Source organism: Catellatospora sichuanensis (assembly GCF_007483665.1).
Taxonomy (GTDB): domain Bacteria; phylum Actinomycetota; class Actinomycetes; order Mycobacteriales; family Micromonosporaceae; genus Catellatospora; species Catellatospora sichuanensis.
Genome location: NZ_VIQO01000033.1, coordinates 64,513 through 76,081 on the forward strand (window position 1 = coordinate 64,513; position 11,569 = coordinate 76,081).

17 protein-coding genes and 1 pseudogene are annotated in these 11,569 nt (G+C 68.3%); 7 read left to right on the plus strand and 11 right to left on the minus strand.

The window, feature by feature from the left end:
• Window positions 1-94 precede the first annotated feature (94 nt).
• The 4 genes from FLL47_RS36145 to FLL47_RS36160 are packed head-to-tail and all read right to left on the minus strand — an operon-like array spanning window position 95 to window position 2,558.
• Window positions 95-994 (minus strand): hypothetical protein, encoded by a 900-nt coding sequence (locus tag FLL47_RS36145; protein ID WP_144127162.1) that lies wholly within the window; start codon window positions 992-994, stop codon window positions 95-97.
• Window positions 987-1,826, minus strand: a complete 840-nt coding sequence (locus FLL47_RS36150; RefSeq protein ID WP_144127163.1) for a DUF4262 domain-containing protein — start codon at window positions 1,824-1,826, stop codon at window positions 987-989. Before FLL47_RS36150 ends, FLL47_RS36145 begins: the two co-directional genes overlap by 8 nt.
• Window positions 1,827-1,867: 41 nt before the next feature.
• A complete protein-coding gene (locus FLL47_RS36155) occupies window positions 1,868-2,188 on the minus strand; it encodes a helix-turn-helix domain-containing protein (RefSeq protein ID WP_144127164.1) in 321 nt (106 codons plus the stop codon).
• A complete protein-coding gene (locus FLL47_RS36160; protein WP_144127165.1) occupies window positions 2,175-2,558 on the minus strand; it encodes a type II toxin-antitoxin system RelE/ParE family toxin in 384 nt (127 codons plus the stop codon). Before FLL47_RS36160 ends, FLL47_RS36155 begins: the two co-directional genes overlap by 14 nt.
• Window positions 2,559-2,692: 134 nt before the next feature.
• Between FLL47_RS36160 and FLL47_RS36165 the strand changes: the two genes are divergently transcribed.
• The 4 genes and pseudogenes from FLL47_RS36165 (at window position 2,693) to FLL47_RS36185 (ending at window position 5,784) form a co-directional block, all read left to right on the plus strand.
• Entirely contained in the window at window positions 2,693-2,908 is a 216-nt protein-coding gene (locus FLL47_RS36165) for a hypothetical protein (protein WP_144127166.1), read from the plus strand.
• Window positions 2,909-3,236: 328 nt separating this feature from the next.
• A pseudogene (locus FLL47_RS45370) lies at window positions 3,237-4,592 on the plus strand (NsdA family TPR-like regulatory protein).
• Window positions 4,593-4,674: 82 nt separating this feature from the next.
• Complete coding sequence (locus tag FLL47_RS36180) at window positions 4,675-5,151, plus strand: HIT family protein (RefSeq protein WP_144127169.1); 477 nt, start codon at window positions 4,675-4,677, stop codon at window positions 5,149-5,151.
• A gap of 267 nt (window positions 5,152-5,418) precedes the next feature.
• Entirely contained in the window at window positions 5,419-5,784 is a 366-nt protein-coding gene (locus FLL47_RS36185) for a hypothetical protein (protein ID WP_144127170.1), read from the plus strand.
• Window positions 5,785-5,939: 155 nt separating this feature from the next.
• On the opposite strand, the gene FLL47_RS36190 is transcribed toward FLL47_RS36185, so the two are convergent.
• Together FLL47_RS36190 and FLL47_RS36195 are read right to left on the minus strand one after the other, a co-directional pair.
• Complete coding sequence (locus FLL47_RS36190; protein WP_144127171.1) at window positions 5,940-6,143, minus strand: hypothetical protein; 204 nt, start codon at window positions 6,141-6,143, stop codon at window positions 5,940-5,942.
• Between the two features lie 169 nt (window positions 6,144-6,312).
• On the minus strand, window positions 6,313-6,654 hold the full coding sequence (locus tag FLL47_RS36195) for a hypothetical protein (protein ID WP_144127172.1): 342 nt from the start codon (window positions 6,652-6,654) through the stop codon (window positions 6,313-6,315).
• Window positions 6,655-6,874: 220 nt separating this feature from the next.
• On the opposite strand from FLL47_RS36195, the gene FLL47_RS36200 reads away from it, so the two are divergent.
• Window positions 6,875-7,525, plus strand: a complete 651-nt coding sequence (locus tag FLL47_RS36200; RefSeq protein ID WP_246159115.1) for a DNA alkylation repair protein — start codon at window positions 6,875-6,877, stop codon at window positions 7,523-7,525.
• Window positions 7,526-7,591: 66 nt separating this feature from the next.
• On the opposite strand, the gene FLL47_RS36205 is transcribed toward FLL47_RS36200, so the two are convergent.
• The 3 genes from FLL47_RS36205 to FLL47_RS36215 all read right to left on the minus strand — a co-directional run bounded on the left by FLL47_RS36205 (window position 7,592) and on the right by FLL47_RS36215 (window position 9,664).
• A complete protein-coding gene (locus FLL47_RS36205; protein WP_222106365.1) occupies window positions 7,592-7,996 on the minus strand; it encodes a DUF2283 domain-containing protein in 405 nt (134 codons plus the stop codon).
• Between the two features lie 328 nt (window positions 7,997-8,324).
• Window positions 8,325-8,861 carry a GNAT family N-acetyltransferase gene (locus FLL47_RS36210; RefSeq protein WP_246159117.1) on the minus strand — a complete coding sequence of 179 codons (537 nt, stop codon included), beginning with the start codon at window positions 8,859-8,861 and terminating at the stop codon, window positions 8,325-8,327.
• A 17-nt stretch (window positions 8,862-8,878) separates the two neighbouring features.
• Window positions 8,879-9,664: a GntR family transcriptional regulator gene (locus FLL47_RS36215; RefSeq protein WP_144127174.1), complete on the minus strand. Its 786-nt coding sequence runs from the start codon at window positions 9,662-9,664 to the stop codon at window positions 8,879-8,881.
• Window positions 9,665-9,797: 133 nt separating this feature from the next.
• On the opposite strand from FLL47_RS36215, the gene FLL47_RS36220 reads away from it, so the two are divergent.
• Both FLL47_RS36220 and FLL47_RS36225 read left to right on the plus strand, forming a co-directional pair.
• Window positions 9,798-10,052, plus strand: a complete 255-nt coding sequence (locus tag FLL47_RS36220) for a hypothetical protein (RefSeq protein ID WP_186316121.1) — start codon at window positions 9,798-9,800, stop codon at window positions 10,050-10,052.
• A 77-nt stretch (window positions 10,053-10,129) separates the two neighbouring features.
• Window positions 10,130-10,315: a hypothetical protein gene (locus FLL47_RS36225; RefSeq protein WP_144127175.1), complete on the plus strand. Its 186-nt coding sequence runs from the start codon at window positions 10,130-10,132 to the stop codon at window positions 10,313-10,315.
• 48 nt (window positions 10,316-10,363) lie between these two features.
• On the opposite strand, the gene FLL47_RS36230 is transcribed toward FLL47_RS36225, so the two are convergent.
• Together FLL47_RS36230 and FLL47_RS36235 are read right to left on the minus strand one after the other, a co-directional pair.
• On the minus strand, window positions 10,364-11,137 hold the full coding sequence (locus FLL47_RS36230; RefSeq protein WP_144127176.1) for a 2-phosphosulfolactate phosphatase: 774 nt from the start codon (window positions 11,135-11,137) through the stop codon (window positions 10,364-10,366).
• A gap of 49 nt (window positions 11,138-11,186) precedes the next feature.
• The gene (locus FLL47_RS36235; RefSeq protein WP_144127177.1) at window positions 11,187-11,567 is read right to left on the minus strand and encodes a hypothetical protein; all 381 of its coding nucleotides are present in this window, start codon (window positions 11,565-11,567) and stop codon (window positions 11,187-11,189) included.
• Between the last annotated feature and the right edge of the window lie 2 nt (window positions 11,568-11,569).

Below are 11,569 nucleotides of genomic sequence, written 5' to 3' on the forward strand. Positions count from 1 at the left end.
GTTCACTCTCCCGGAGCGCGTCCGCCCTGCCCAGCACGGTATTCCAGTTTGGTCATAACACCACGACCGGACCCTGCGGTATGGCGTCCGCCCGCTAGGGCAAGTGCTGGCTCCAACTGCCGTTGACCACGTCCAACGTCAGCCCATAGGGCATGAGATCGGGCAACCGGTCCGCCAGGCGCCAGCGGGTGTCCGTGGCCGCGAGCGCCAGCTCGACACACCCGCCCGCCTGCACGTGCGCGACCTTGCCCACCCAGCTGCCGCCGATTCGCAGCAGCTCGGCGGCGAGCGCCGTCGGAGGTTGCGGCACCGTGAGAACGGCGTCCGCCTCCGTCCCCTCCGGGTCCGCGGCCTCGATCAGCGCCGCGCCGGCCTGACATGCGAGCAGTCTGGCCAACAGCAGCGGCGGGAGGTCGGCCGACGTCGCCTCCAGGCTGAGGTAGCAGTCGTCGTGTCCGCTGAACCAGAGGCCCGCACCCGTCAGCGCCGGCAAAATCGGCGCCTTCCCGACATCGTGGGTGTTGACGGCCAGCGCCAGCTCCTCGACCTCGGCCGACGTCAGCGGCCCGGCCACATCCAGGACCTCGATGTCGTACGGATACCAGCCGTCGAGGAACCGCGGCATCCGCGACCACGGCATCACCAGCAGATCGTCGGACCGGTACCGGGAGGCCGCCCACCGGATGTCGTGCACCTCGGCGGTCACGCCCTGCTCCCCGGCGATCCGCCCGAGCGGCAGATCCTCGTCGTCACCGTCCCGCCAGTCGTTCGTGCCCACGTTCAGCACGACGGCTTGGCCTCGGGCAAACGCCGCCAGCAGGTCCACGAGCTCGGAGATGCTCGCGGCGGTCGCGTCGACGCAGTGCACGCCGCCCGTGGACGTGGCGTGGAAAGACAGCGGGAACGGGAGCGTGCCCTCCCGGCTCCACACGCCGTTGGCCCGGAACGCCGCACTCCGGTCCACCCGGACCGTGCCGCCCGTCTGGTCATTCATTGGCGAACACGTGCGGGAACCGCACCCACCTGCCGTCGTTCTGCTGCCAGGACTGGGTGCCGAGGGGCAGGTCGCCGAGCGCCACGACGTGCGGCTGCCGCTCGACCACGTGCCGCAGGTGGACCAGGACCGCGTCCCCGTCCTCGGTGCTGCCGCCGTCGAGGAACTGCCAGTCGCCGTCCGTGTCGTGCACGACGCCCGTCACCGTCGCCTCCCCGGCCATGACGCGTTTCGTCGTGTACACCATGTCGTCCGGACAGCCGCCGCTGAACAGCCACGGCTCCCTGTCGCGCAACCGCCGCCACGGTCCGTCCGGATGCTCGTCGTACGGCAGCCACAGCTGCGGCTGGACGTCGCGGCAGTGCTCGTCGACGCCGTCGTCCCAGGGGAATCTGTGCTGCTTGTCCGGCCACACCAACTGCAGGAACGCCAGCGGTGGCTGCTGGTAGAAGTCGAGCGCCTGCCCGAACAGGTCGCCGTACCAGCTGTTGTGGATGTACCTGACGGCCACCGGGTAGTTGTTGATCACGTCGTCGACCCGGTCGCCGGGGTGGAACTCGCGGCCGTCCTTGACGAGGTCACCGGCCGCGTTGATCAGCTGCATGCAGGTCTGCGCACGCAGGCCGAAGACGGCGAGCTCCAGGCTGCGGTGCGTGTGCCAGAGGCCGATCGAGTATCCCCATGCCGGCAGGGGCTCCTCTTCCCGGACGCCGACCACGTGCCAGCCGTGGGCGCTCACGTCACGGGTGATGCGGGCTTGGCGCTCGCTCGTCTGCGCGGGCGGGTCGCAGACGTGGCAGTGGCACGGAAGGTCGCGCAGGTCGCGGGGCATCGGTGCAGTGTAGGCGGGGCATCGGCGGGGCGGGCACCGAGCTAGGCGACCTTCAACTGCTCGTCGCCGAAGTCGGCGATCAGCTTCAGGGTGCCGCCCAGCGCGGCCACGTACCGATTCAGGACCTCACGAGTCGAAACGTCACCGCTCTCGATCTGCGAGACCCGCGCCGTCGACACGCCCATGCGCTCGGCCACCTGTTCCTGCGTCAGGCCGCGACGCCTGCGCATCTCGGCCAACCGCCAGCCGCGCACCTCGTCGAGCATCGCGCCCATGGCCGCGTCGAAGGCGTCCCGCCCGCCGGCCGACTCCACCGCGCGCTCGAGATGATCGGTGTCGCGCCAACGCCTAGCTTCTGTCATCACGGCTCTCCTGTTCACGTTCCTTCAGGTAGGTCGCATAGGAAGATTCGGCATCAGGTATCGCCGATCGATACCACCCGGCCCATTCGCCGGACTTGTCACCTGCGATGAGCAGGATGGCCGAGCGCCATGGGTCGAACACGAACAAAATCCGAATCTCCGACCGGCCGGCCGAGGGCGGTCGCAACTCCTTCATGTTGGCGATCCTCGACGACGTCACCGTATCGACCAGTGGGCGCCCTTCTGCCGGACCGTTGCGTTCCAGCACGAGAATGGCCTGATTCACGAGACGATGGCTCTCCCGGTCACTCGAATATAGATCATCCAGAAATCCTTCGACCTGCAAGGTCATCAGAATCTCCCACTGCATACGCCCTCCCCAGGGTTAAGGAAATTCTAAACCCCGGTTGCTGTCGCGTCCAGGCGACCGAGCGTCGGCGTACGAGGTGAAGGGCGGCTCCGAAACTGGTGGTGGTGGCCGGTGGGTTGCCGTACCTTGCCGCGGTGACGGATTTCCCCGGCAGGTTCAGGCGCCGCACCCGCTTGCGCAGGCGGCTGCCCTGGTTGATGGTCAACCTGGGAGTCGCCGGGAAGCCGAACGACGACTGCGGTGACCACGAGTGGTACAACTCCGACAACGTGGTCGAGCACTGCTACCACTGCGCGGCCGGACAGCGCCCCTACGATGCCGCGCACTTTCACGATCCGGCTACCGGCTGAAGCCGCACTCCGAATACCCGGTGTCTGCGGGTACGCGAAGCCGGAGACCTCTATTTTGACACCATTAGCCAGGTGCGCCTCGACACCTGGTCCCGAGGGCGCATCGGGCTGCTCGGCGACGCCGCGTCCTCGGTGTCGCCGTTCGGCGAGGGGTCGAGCCTGGCGATGGCGGGGGGCGTACACGCTCGCGCGGACGCCGGCCGAGCACCGCGACCACCCCGAGCAGGGCCTGAAGGCCTACGAGTACGAGCATCGCAAGCTCACCGCGCCCAAGCAGAAAGGGTTTGCGACGGCCGCGACGCTCATGGTGCCGGCCACCCGGTTCGGCGTGACCCTGCGCGACAACGGCGCCCGGCTGATCGCGCAGTCCGGAGTCTCCTATGAGGCGCTGGCACGGTCGGTGTGCCACATCGCCGCGGAGAACGGGGACCACAGCCTCAGGGCCGACAAGTCGTCGGTGGCGCACTGGGTCGCCGGGACACGTCCCCAGCCGCGCACTGCCGGCTACCTCGCCGAAGCGCTGTCGCGGCGGCTCGCGCGTCCACTCACGGCGGCGGATCTCGGGCTACGCTCAGGCGATGAACCGATCTACGACCCGGCAGCCCTGCCCGGCGATCCGGTCGCAGCCGTCGCGCAACTCGGGCGGGCGGACGTGGACCGCCGCATGCTGATCTCGGGCGCCGCGTACTCGGTCGCCGCGCTCGTGCTGCCGTTGCAGCAGCCGGAGATCGCCGCACGCCCTGACGCTGCACGCACCCGTCCGGCTGTCGCGGTCGGGCAGGGCGAGATCGACGCGGCACGGCAGATGACGGTCGCATTCAACACCGCCGACGAACGCCTCGGAGGGGGTCACGCCCGAAGCGCCGTCGTCGAGTACCTGACAACCGATGTGACGGCCTACCTGCGCAGCTCGTTCGCCACCGAGGCCCTGCGCAAGTCGATGTTCGGCGCAGCCGCGCAGCTTTCGTACCTGGCCGGTTGGAAAGCCCACGACCTAGGGCTCTCGGGCCTGGCGCAGCGCTACTACCTGTACTCCTAACAGTTGGCGTCCGAGGCCGACCCGCATGCGCACGCCGCGTACGGGCTGCGCATCCTCGCCCACCAAGCGATGGACCTCGGACTGCGGGAACACTGCGTGGACCTGGCCGATGCAGCACTCGACCGGGTGAAAGATCGCGTCGACCCCGACACCGAGAGTCTGTTCCGGCTGACCGCCGCCCGCGCTCACGCCGCCGACGGCAGCAGCCGCGAAGCACGCTCGGCGCTGTCGACGGCCGAGCGGCTGCTCGACCGCAGCCTCGGCGACGCCACTCCGGAGTGGGCGTCACTGGGCGGACCCGCCGAAGCACGCCTGGCCAACCAGTCGGGCAAGGCACTGCAGGCGATGGGCGACCTGAAAGCCGCCGAGGAGCAGCTACGACGCTCGGCCCGGTGCTGGAACCCAGCCACCCACCCGCGCATCCACGCCCTCACCCTGGCCGACCTCGCCGAAACCCAATGCGCCCAAGGCAAGGTCGAAGCCGCCTGCCAGACATGGAACACCGCCTTGGACGGCATGACCGGCATCCACTCCGCCCGCACCCGCGATGCGATCACCTCCATGCGAGTCAACCTCGCCATCTATCGCCGACGCGGACTCACCGCAGCCCAGCGGCTGGAGACCCGTGCCGCCAGCCTCCGCTGAACAGGCTCCGCCCGAGTTCCGACAAAGACGGTGCCGGTGCTATAACCCCAGCGGCGCTGCACCGCATAAGTAGGATGGCCCGATGCAGATCACGCACGAGCCCACCGGATACCAGTGTCCGTTCTGCAATCTTCTGGCAGGCCAGGGCGATGGGATCAATGCCCCTGAGGACATCGTGCGGCGCACCGAGTACGCGGCGGCCCTGATCGCGCCACGTTGGTGGCCAAACAACCTCGGGCATGTGCTCGTCGTCCCGACAGGCCACCACGAGAATCTCTATTCCATTCCAGCCGACGCCTACCGCGCCGTAGGTGATCTCGTGTGCGAGGTGGCTATCGCGATCCGGGAGACCTACGACTGCGAGGGCGTCTCCACCCGGCAGCACAACGAACCTGCCGGATATCAGGACGTTTGGCATCTGCACGTGCACGTGTTCCCCCGCTATGAGGGAGACGAACTCTACCAATCGCGGGCACTGGCCGGCTGGGCGTCGTTTGAGGAGCGTCAGGTCTACGCCAAGCGGCTGACTGCATTCTTCGGTCAGCTGACCGCCGCGTAGTGCCGGCTGGAGGCGTGATCTACCCCAAGAAGCAGGACACCCCGCGCGCGCTACCGGGTCGGGAGCTGAGTCAGCAGAGGGTCAGGGAACCGGCTGACTGCAGTCCGGTCCGAGCGCTTCCAATCGGTAGGAAGCACACCCAGATCCAGCCGCGTTGACGGCCCGGCACCAGCTCCTCATCGACAACCGCGACCAAACTCGCCCGAGCTGCTCCGCTGGTCTGCAGAGCTTCCGGATCTGTTCAGATCAGTGCATCAGCGCCCAGGCATGTTCGGCGTCAAGATCTACGCCGAGACGACCTCGTTCGTGACCGGCTGCGACGCCGGCACCGGGTGGATGCTGCTCGAAGGCTTCCGAGAGTGGCTTCAGGTCCGCCTCGATGAGCGTAGTTCGTTCGCTTGGCCGGCGTTGGTTCTACAGCTCGCCTCGGGCTCCGCGCTCCAATCGATCCGACACCTGCCGGCGGAAGCCGAAGTCGCCGCTCATGACGAGCTGTTCGACCTGCTCGACCAGTTCCTTGTCCTCAGGGAGCAGCATGACGGCCTCCGCCAAATCTTCGCTGAGTACGCGGACCGTCAGGCGGATTGGGATGCACAGCTGATGGCTGACTTGGACGCAGACACCATCCCGTAGCGTGCCCGATCCGTGCCCGTTGCCGAGGGAAAGCGGCGGGAACGGCGGGTGCCATCAGCCATGGCCGCACGCCCGTTGAGCTGCGCAGGAAGATCAGGCGGCAGGCCGATCGCGACGGGATCCGGCTTTCCGAGCTGATGCCACTGGCTGCGCCTTCACGCATCCACGCCGACGCCGCGGGCGACGAGGTTACGCCGTAGCAGAGCGCGTCCCAGCCCAGCCGCGTAGGCCATGCCGACCGCAAGGAACGGCAACGCGATCCACCGGCCGTCCACCACGAGGGTGAAGGCTACAGGGCCGGCGCACCCAAAAATCCCGAGCGGCCATGCCCAGAACGGGGTCTTGTCGATCGACTTCATGCCACGGTTATACGGGAGTGCGCGCATCGAATCTAGGCCATGTGGCGGGCCGTCCACGGGCCATGAGCCCGGGTGAAGGAGAGGGCACCCAGGCCGCTCGGGACCACGTTCATCCAGGCGAACCGAGGTCAAGCGCGTTGATCTGCCCGATTCCCGAGCTGACGGCCAGTCAGCCGTTGGTCACCTCGACCTGGTCCTCACGCACCCGGAACTCGTCCAGCCCGTCACCGGTCTCGACACCATCGATGGCGGTCGAGACGATCAGTACGGCGCGTCCGTCCTCAAGCAGTTCCCTACGAAGCACATGACAGCGGACCATAGCCGGCACGGGCAACGTCGTGCTCGACGTCGGCACGTCTCCGGCGAAGAAGATCGGAAGCTTGCCCTCGAAGATCCTCGGCACACCGTCCGCGTCGACCAGGCGCACACGTACCCATCCCGGCCAGTCTTCCTCGATCAGTTCGATGGCTTCGACATTCAGTGAAGACCAGGTCTGCGCACTCGCGTTCATGCGGTGCATGATGCCGGAATCCCGGGCCATCAGCGGGCCATTAAGCGGTGCCGTGGATGGGCACGAGCAGGAATCAGCGGGCGCGCGGTCAGGAGTAGGCCGCGCCTTGCTGGTCCGGGCGGGTCTGCACATCCCTCGTGATTCGAGCCCGGTGCGAACTTCTTCCCGCGTCCACGGGTCCGGGCTGTAGCGACGTGCAGGACGTGGTCTCATACACGCTGTGAACCTCACCGCGGCCGAATTCCGCGAGCGGCTCAGCGGGTTGCGGTCCGCGGACGGCTCGCTGCCCATGCGCGAGATCTTCAAACTCGCCAAGGAGTACGCCCACCTGCCACCGACCGAGATCGAGAAACTCCTCGACGGGGCGACCCACGAGGAGCGGGTCGGCGCGGTCAGCGTCATGGGCCACCAGGCGCAGCGCAAGCAGACCACGCCGGACCGCCTGCGCGAGTTGTACGAGCTCTACCTGCGCCGCACCGACCGGATCGCGACCTGGGACCTGGTGGACGTGAGCGCCCACCACGTCGTCGGCCGCCACCTGTTCGACAAGCCCCGCGACGTGCTCTACGGGCTGGCCCGGTCGCCGCTGCCGCAGGAGCGCCGGATCGCGATCTTCTGCACGCTGCACTTTCTGCGCCACGGGCAGGTCGACGACACCTTCGCGCTCGCCGAGATCCTGGCGGACGACGACCATCTGATGCTCGCCTCGACCACCGGAGGCATGCTGCGTGAGGCCGGCAAGACCGACCGCGCCCGGCTGCTGTACTACCTCGACCGGTACGCCGCTACGGCGCCGCGCGTCCTGCTGCGCGCGGCGATCGAGCACCTGGAGCCCGAGCAGCGACGCCACTACCTGGCCTTCGGTCGCTGAGCCGCGACGAAGTGGCCTGCGAAAGAGCGGCTCGGACCTGGCTGGCTTTGGCGCGCTCGCATCACCTCAGGTCGACAGCGACCGGATGAGGCCTCGTGCGCCGATGATCTCGATACCCACGAGGAAGCCGTCCCCGTCGAAGTCCAGGACGACGTCGCCTCTGCCCTTCCTCTCCACGACGACGTTCTCCCGCACGCCACCGGCCGGTACGGGAAGCAGCGACACGTAGGCGGCGTCCGCGTGGGCGTCATGGTCGAGTTCGAGCGCTCGGGCGCCCAGGTGAGGAATGGTCACGAACCCGTCGGTCCAGTGATCCTCGTCCAGCTCGTATGGCGTGACCAGGAAGCAGTCCGGCTCGTCGACGAACCCCGGAAGTCGACGTGCCCGCTCGATACGCTCTCGAGCACGCTGGTCGGATGAGTAGACGCCGAGAAGCGTGATTTCGTCGCCGCTCTGCTCATCCCAGATCAACTCGCCACCTTCGGTGTGCACGACCGTGCCATCAAGGTTCCTGGCGTGTCTGACGTGATGGAGGAGGCATACCCGCATGGCGCAGGACGCTAGTCCACGGCGCGGTCAGAGGACGGGTCTGCTGCACCGATAGGTGACAGGCGTAGTCACGCGGACTCACCGCTGCTCAACGCCTGGAGGCCCGCGCCGCCAACCTGAACTGAACATGCCACACGCGCCGACCAACGCCACGCGAATCAGGCCGCCTCCCTGGCTGATGCGGTAGTCGGCAGGGCGGCCTCACCGCGCTGACGACGACCCGCCGCTCCTGGGAGACGCCGCACCCCCGTTATGGATCTTCATTAAGCCGCATTCCGTGGTACGGCTGGGCCGGACGCTGGAAGCAGGCGCCAGAGGCCCGGCTGGCAACGGTACGGACGTGCTCGAATCCGAGCGCGGCGTAGTAGGCGTGCAGATCAGTGTTGGTGGTCCAGGCGTCGAGACGTAGCCAAAGGACTCCGGCATCGTAGGCACGGCCAGCGGCCCAGTCGAGTAGCTCGGAGCCCAGCCCGGCACCGGAGTGCGCAAGGGGAACCATCATCTTCGACGCGTAGAGTGCGTTGGCGGGATCGTCGGCGGGGTGCCAGAGGGTGTCGGCATCCGGTGTGCGGTCGGACTTCCACAACCCTTCGAGATCGGTGTGTGCGGTCAGCGTTATCGACGCCGCCGCATTGTCACCCTCGCAGGCCAGCCAGGTCTGCCCGGCTTGGATAGCAGCGGCGACGGCCCAGCGCGGCCATGGTGTCTGCCACTGGGCCTTGCCGCGTCCAGCCAGCCAGGCCGCGCGCTGGGTGCGCCAGTCGAGGATGGTGTCGATGTCAGCCACCCTCGCGCGCCGAATGTTCATCGACGGAACCGGGTGATCTTCTCGATGTCGCCGTGGGCCGAGACGAGCCGGACCTTGTCCGCGGCGAACGCAGCGGCGGAGATGCGCAGCGGCCGGTCGGCGGTGTAGCCGGTCAGCACGTTGTGCAGCACAGGCGTGCCTGCCGCGACGGGGATCTGCAGCAGGGCGGCTTCGACGGGCGTGGGCATGCGGGCACTGGTGGTGGTCAGGGCGGCAACCTGGTGGTAGCCACGCTCCCTGAGGAGTTTGGTCGTGCCCTGGGCGATGTTGTGCGGGCTGAACAGTTCCGGGACCTTCTCACACAGCCACTGCGGGTACCACGAGTCCTGGATCGAGTGCGGCACGCTGTCGACGAAACGCAGGCAGCGACGCACCGCAGCCGCACTGCCCGTCTCGACGTGCAGCAGAGCGGCGAAGTCGGCCGGCATCGGCTCCACGCGAGTGGAGAACTCCTGGCTGGGCTCGTGGCCCTGCTCGCGCACGGTGCGGAAGAACAGGTCGGCCTCCGACGTGGTGCTCATCGGCTGGTCGTCGCGCCACGCGTACGCCTCGATCATCACCTGTTCGCGGACGAACACCCCGCCACCGCGGCCAGGGCGGCGCTCGACCAGCCCCGCTGCCTGGAGCACGTCGGTAGCGTCGCGCACGGTCGGCCGGGACACGCCGTATGCGGCCTGGAGCTCCTCCTCGGTGGGCAGTTTCGCGCCGGGCGGCAGGCCTCCGTCATCGATCTGACGGCGTAGTTGTTCGGCAATGCGCTGGTACTTCGGCTGGCCTGGCACGTCGACCTACCCCTCACGCGAAAACGTCCTAACCAATCTAGCGCCAACGCTTGACTCACCAAAGAGGACGATGAAAAGGTAATTACCAATCTGATGTCACAGTGTGTCGATCATCGGTCGACGAGGAGTCGTCATGAGCAACCCCGTGGACCTTGCCCACGAAATGCAGACAGTCCTTCGTGCCCTTGAACAAGCCCGGCTGCTCGTCGCTGGACTGGACCAGGCGGACACGGCTCGCAAGCTTGCGAGCAGGGTCGCGTACTCGCCGCTGCGGACCATGCTCGAACACGCCGAGCGGGCCGCTGCACGCGTCATCGCCCATCTCGGCGCGCAGACGCCGTCTCCTCTGGACCAGCCCTGCGTGGGCAGGGATGGCGGACCGCTGTAGGAGCCGGTGCCGGGACGGCCCATGGCTCGCATCCCACACCGTCCCGGCACCCCACATCTCGGGAAGGCAGGCACCACATGTTCGTCCTGGACACCATCGCCGGACTCATCGTCGGCCTCCTGGCCGGGGTGCTGTCCCGTCCATGCCGGTCCCGCGAACCCGACGGCGTTCCCATCACCTGGTGCGGCAACTGCGGCCAGCCGACCGCCGCCCTGTGCTACGAGCACAAGCAGCAGGCCGCGAAGGTACGCCACGACAGTTGAACGGAGAGACCCGATGTCGATGCACTTGCCGATCCGGCCCGATCCTACTCAACCGGAGAGCTGCACCCGGAAGCTCGCACCCGACAACACGGGCACCGACCGGCTTGCCCCGACCTCGGCCGCGATCGCGACATCCTGCGGGTACCCGTTCCCGATCAGCTCACGGCCGCTGGCGCAGTCGTGCAGTGCAGCGGGCAACCGGCCGGCCACCCGCTGGTACGCGGCAGCAGCGGCCTCCGCCTCCGGCGACAGTGCACCGAACCCGTGCGCGTCCAGCGCGTCCACGAACGCCCCGGCACCCCAGAAGTCCTCCACCGCCGGCCGCAGCGACTCGTCGGCACGCCACCGTTCGCCCGCCGCCACCACGGCCACCACCGTGTCCGGCTCGCCGGACAGCCGGGAGGCGGTCCACGCCGCGGCCGCAGCGGCATTGCGCAGCGATACCCCGATGACGGTCGCGCCTGCCTCGGCGAGGCGTTGCGCGATCGTCGAGCCGTTCGGCGACGGCAGCACCAGCCTGCTCACCCCGGACGCCGCCCGGATGGTCACCGGCGACAGGCTCACCGGATGCTCCGCGTCAACCTGGGAGCGCCCGACAGCCAGCACCGCGTCATGCCGGCGGGCGTACTCCTGAGCACTCGCATCGCGCCACCGGTAGGGGAAGACCTCGATTCCCTGGTCGGCGGCGACGGCGAGCGCAGTGGTGAACGACAGCACGTCGACGACCGCCACGACACTCGCGCCCGCGCCGACCACATCAGCGCCGCTCGGCCCCCAGTCGAAGCGCACGCGATGACCGGCCTGCGAATACGGGTTGATCATCAGCTGATTCTGCCGCAGCGCGAAGCCGTCTCAGGCATTGGGTGTCGGCTCAACCGGTCGTGCCGCGTTCGGCCGGGCGGCCGACGAGGGCGGCGAAGTCGGCCTCGTTGCGTTCGGCGAGCCGGGTGTAGACCAGGCCGGCCCCGGCCAGGAACGGAAACGACAGGACGCCGAGCAGCAGCCAGGGCAGCGGCATGCCGGCCACGGCCACGTGGGTGCCGGCAGGCCACAGGGTGAACAGCAGCGGCATCCCGCCGAGCGCGACCGCGACGACGGCGGCCAGCCGCAGGGCGAGGCCGAGCTGCACGCGCATCAGTTCACGCACCAGCGCGTCGCCCATCGGTGTCTGCTCGACCAGCTCGTCGTGCGCCCCCGGACGCGGCCGGACCCGGCGGTGTGCGGCGAGGTCGACCCGTACTCGATCACTCACGT

Bases quoted from the DNA above. Each gene is read 5' to 3' on its own strand.
- FLL47_RS36145 (WP_144127162.1), bottom strand. From the start codon at position 994: ATGAATGACCAGACGGGCGGCACGGTCCGGGTGGACCGGAGTGCGGCG.
- FLL47_RS36150 (WP_144127163.1), bottom strand. From the start codon at position 1,826: ATGCCCCGCGACCTGCGCGACCTTCCGTGCCACTGCCACGTCTGCGAC.
- FLL47_RS36155 (WP_144127164.1), bottom strand. From the start codon at position 2,188: ATGACAGAAGCTAGGCGTTGGCGCGACACCGATCATCTCGAGCGCGCG.
- FLL47_RS36160 (WP_144127165.1), bottom strand. From the start codon at position 2,558: ATGCAGTGGGAGATTCTGATGACCTTGCAGGTCGAAGGATTTCTGGAT.
- FLL47_RS36180 (WP_144127169.1), top strand. From the start codon at position 4,675: ATGCAGATCACGCACGAGCCCACCGGATACCAGTGTCCGTTCTGCAAT.
- FLL47_RS36185 (WP_144127170.1), top strand. From the start codon at position 5,419: ATGTTCGGCGTCAAGATCTACGCCGAGACGACCTCGTTCGTGACCGGC.
- FLL47_RS36190 (WP_144127171.1), bottom strand. From the start codon at position 6,143: ATGAAGTCGATCGACAAGACCCCGTTCTGGGCATGGCCGCTCGGGATT.
- FLL47_RS36195 (WP_144127172.1), bottom strand. From the start codon at position 6,654: ATGAACGCGAGTGCGCAGACCTGGTCTTCACTGAATGTCGAAGCCATC.
- FLL47_RS36220 (WP_186316121.1), top strand. From the start codon at position 9,798: ATGAGCAACCCCGTGGACCTTGCCCACGAAATGCAGACAGTCCTTCGT.
- FLL47_RS36225 (WP_144127175.1), top strand. From the start codon at position 10,130: ATGTTCGTCCTGGACACCATCGCCGGACTCATCGTCGGCCTCCTGGCC.
- FLL47_RS36230 (WP_144127176.1), bottom strand. From the start codon at position 11,137: ATGATCAACCCGTATTCGCAGGCCGGTCATCGCGTGCGCTTCGACTGG.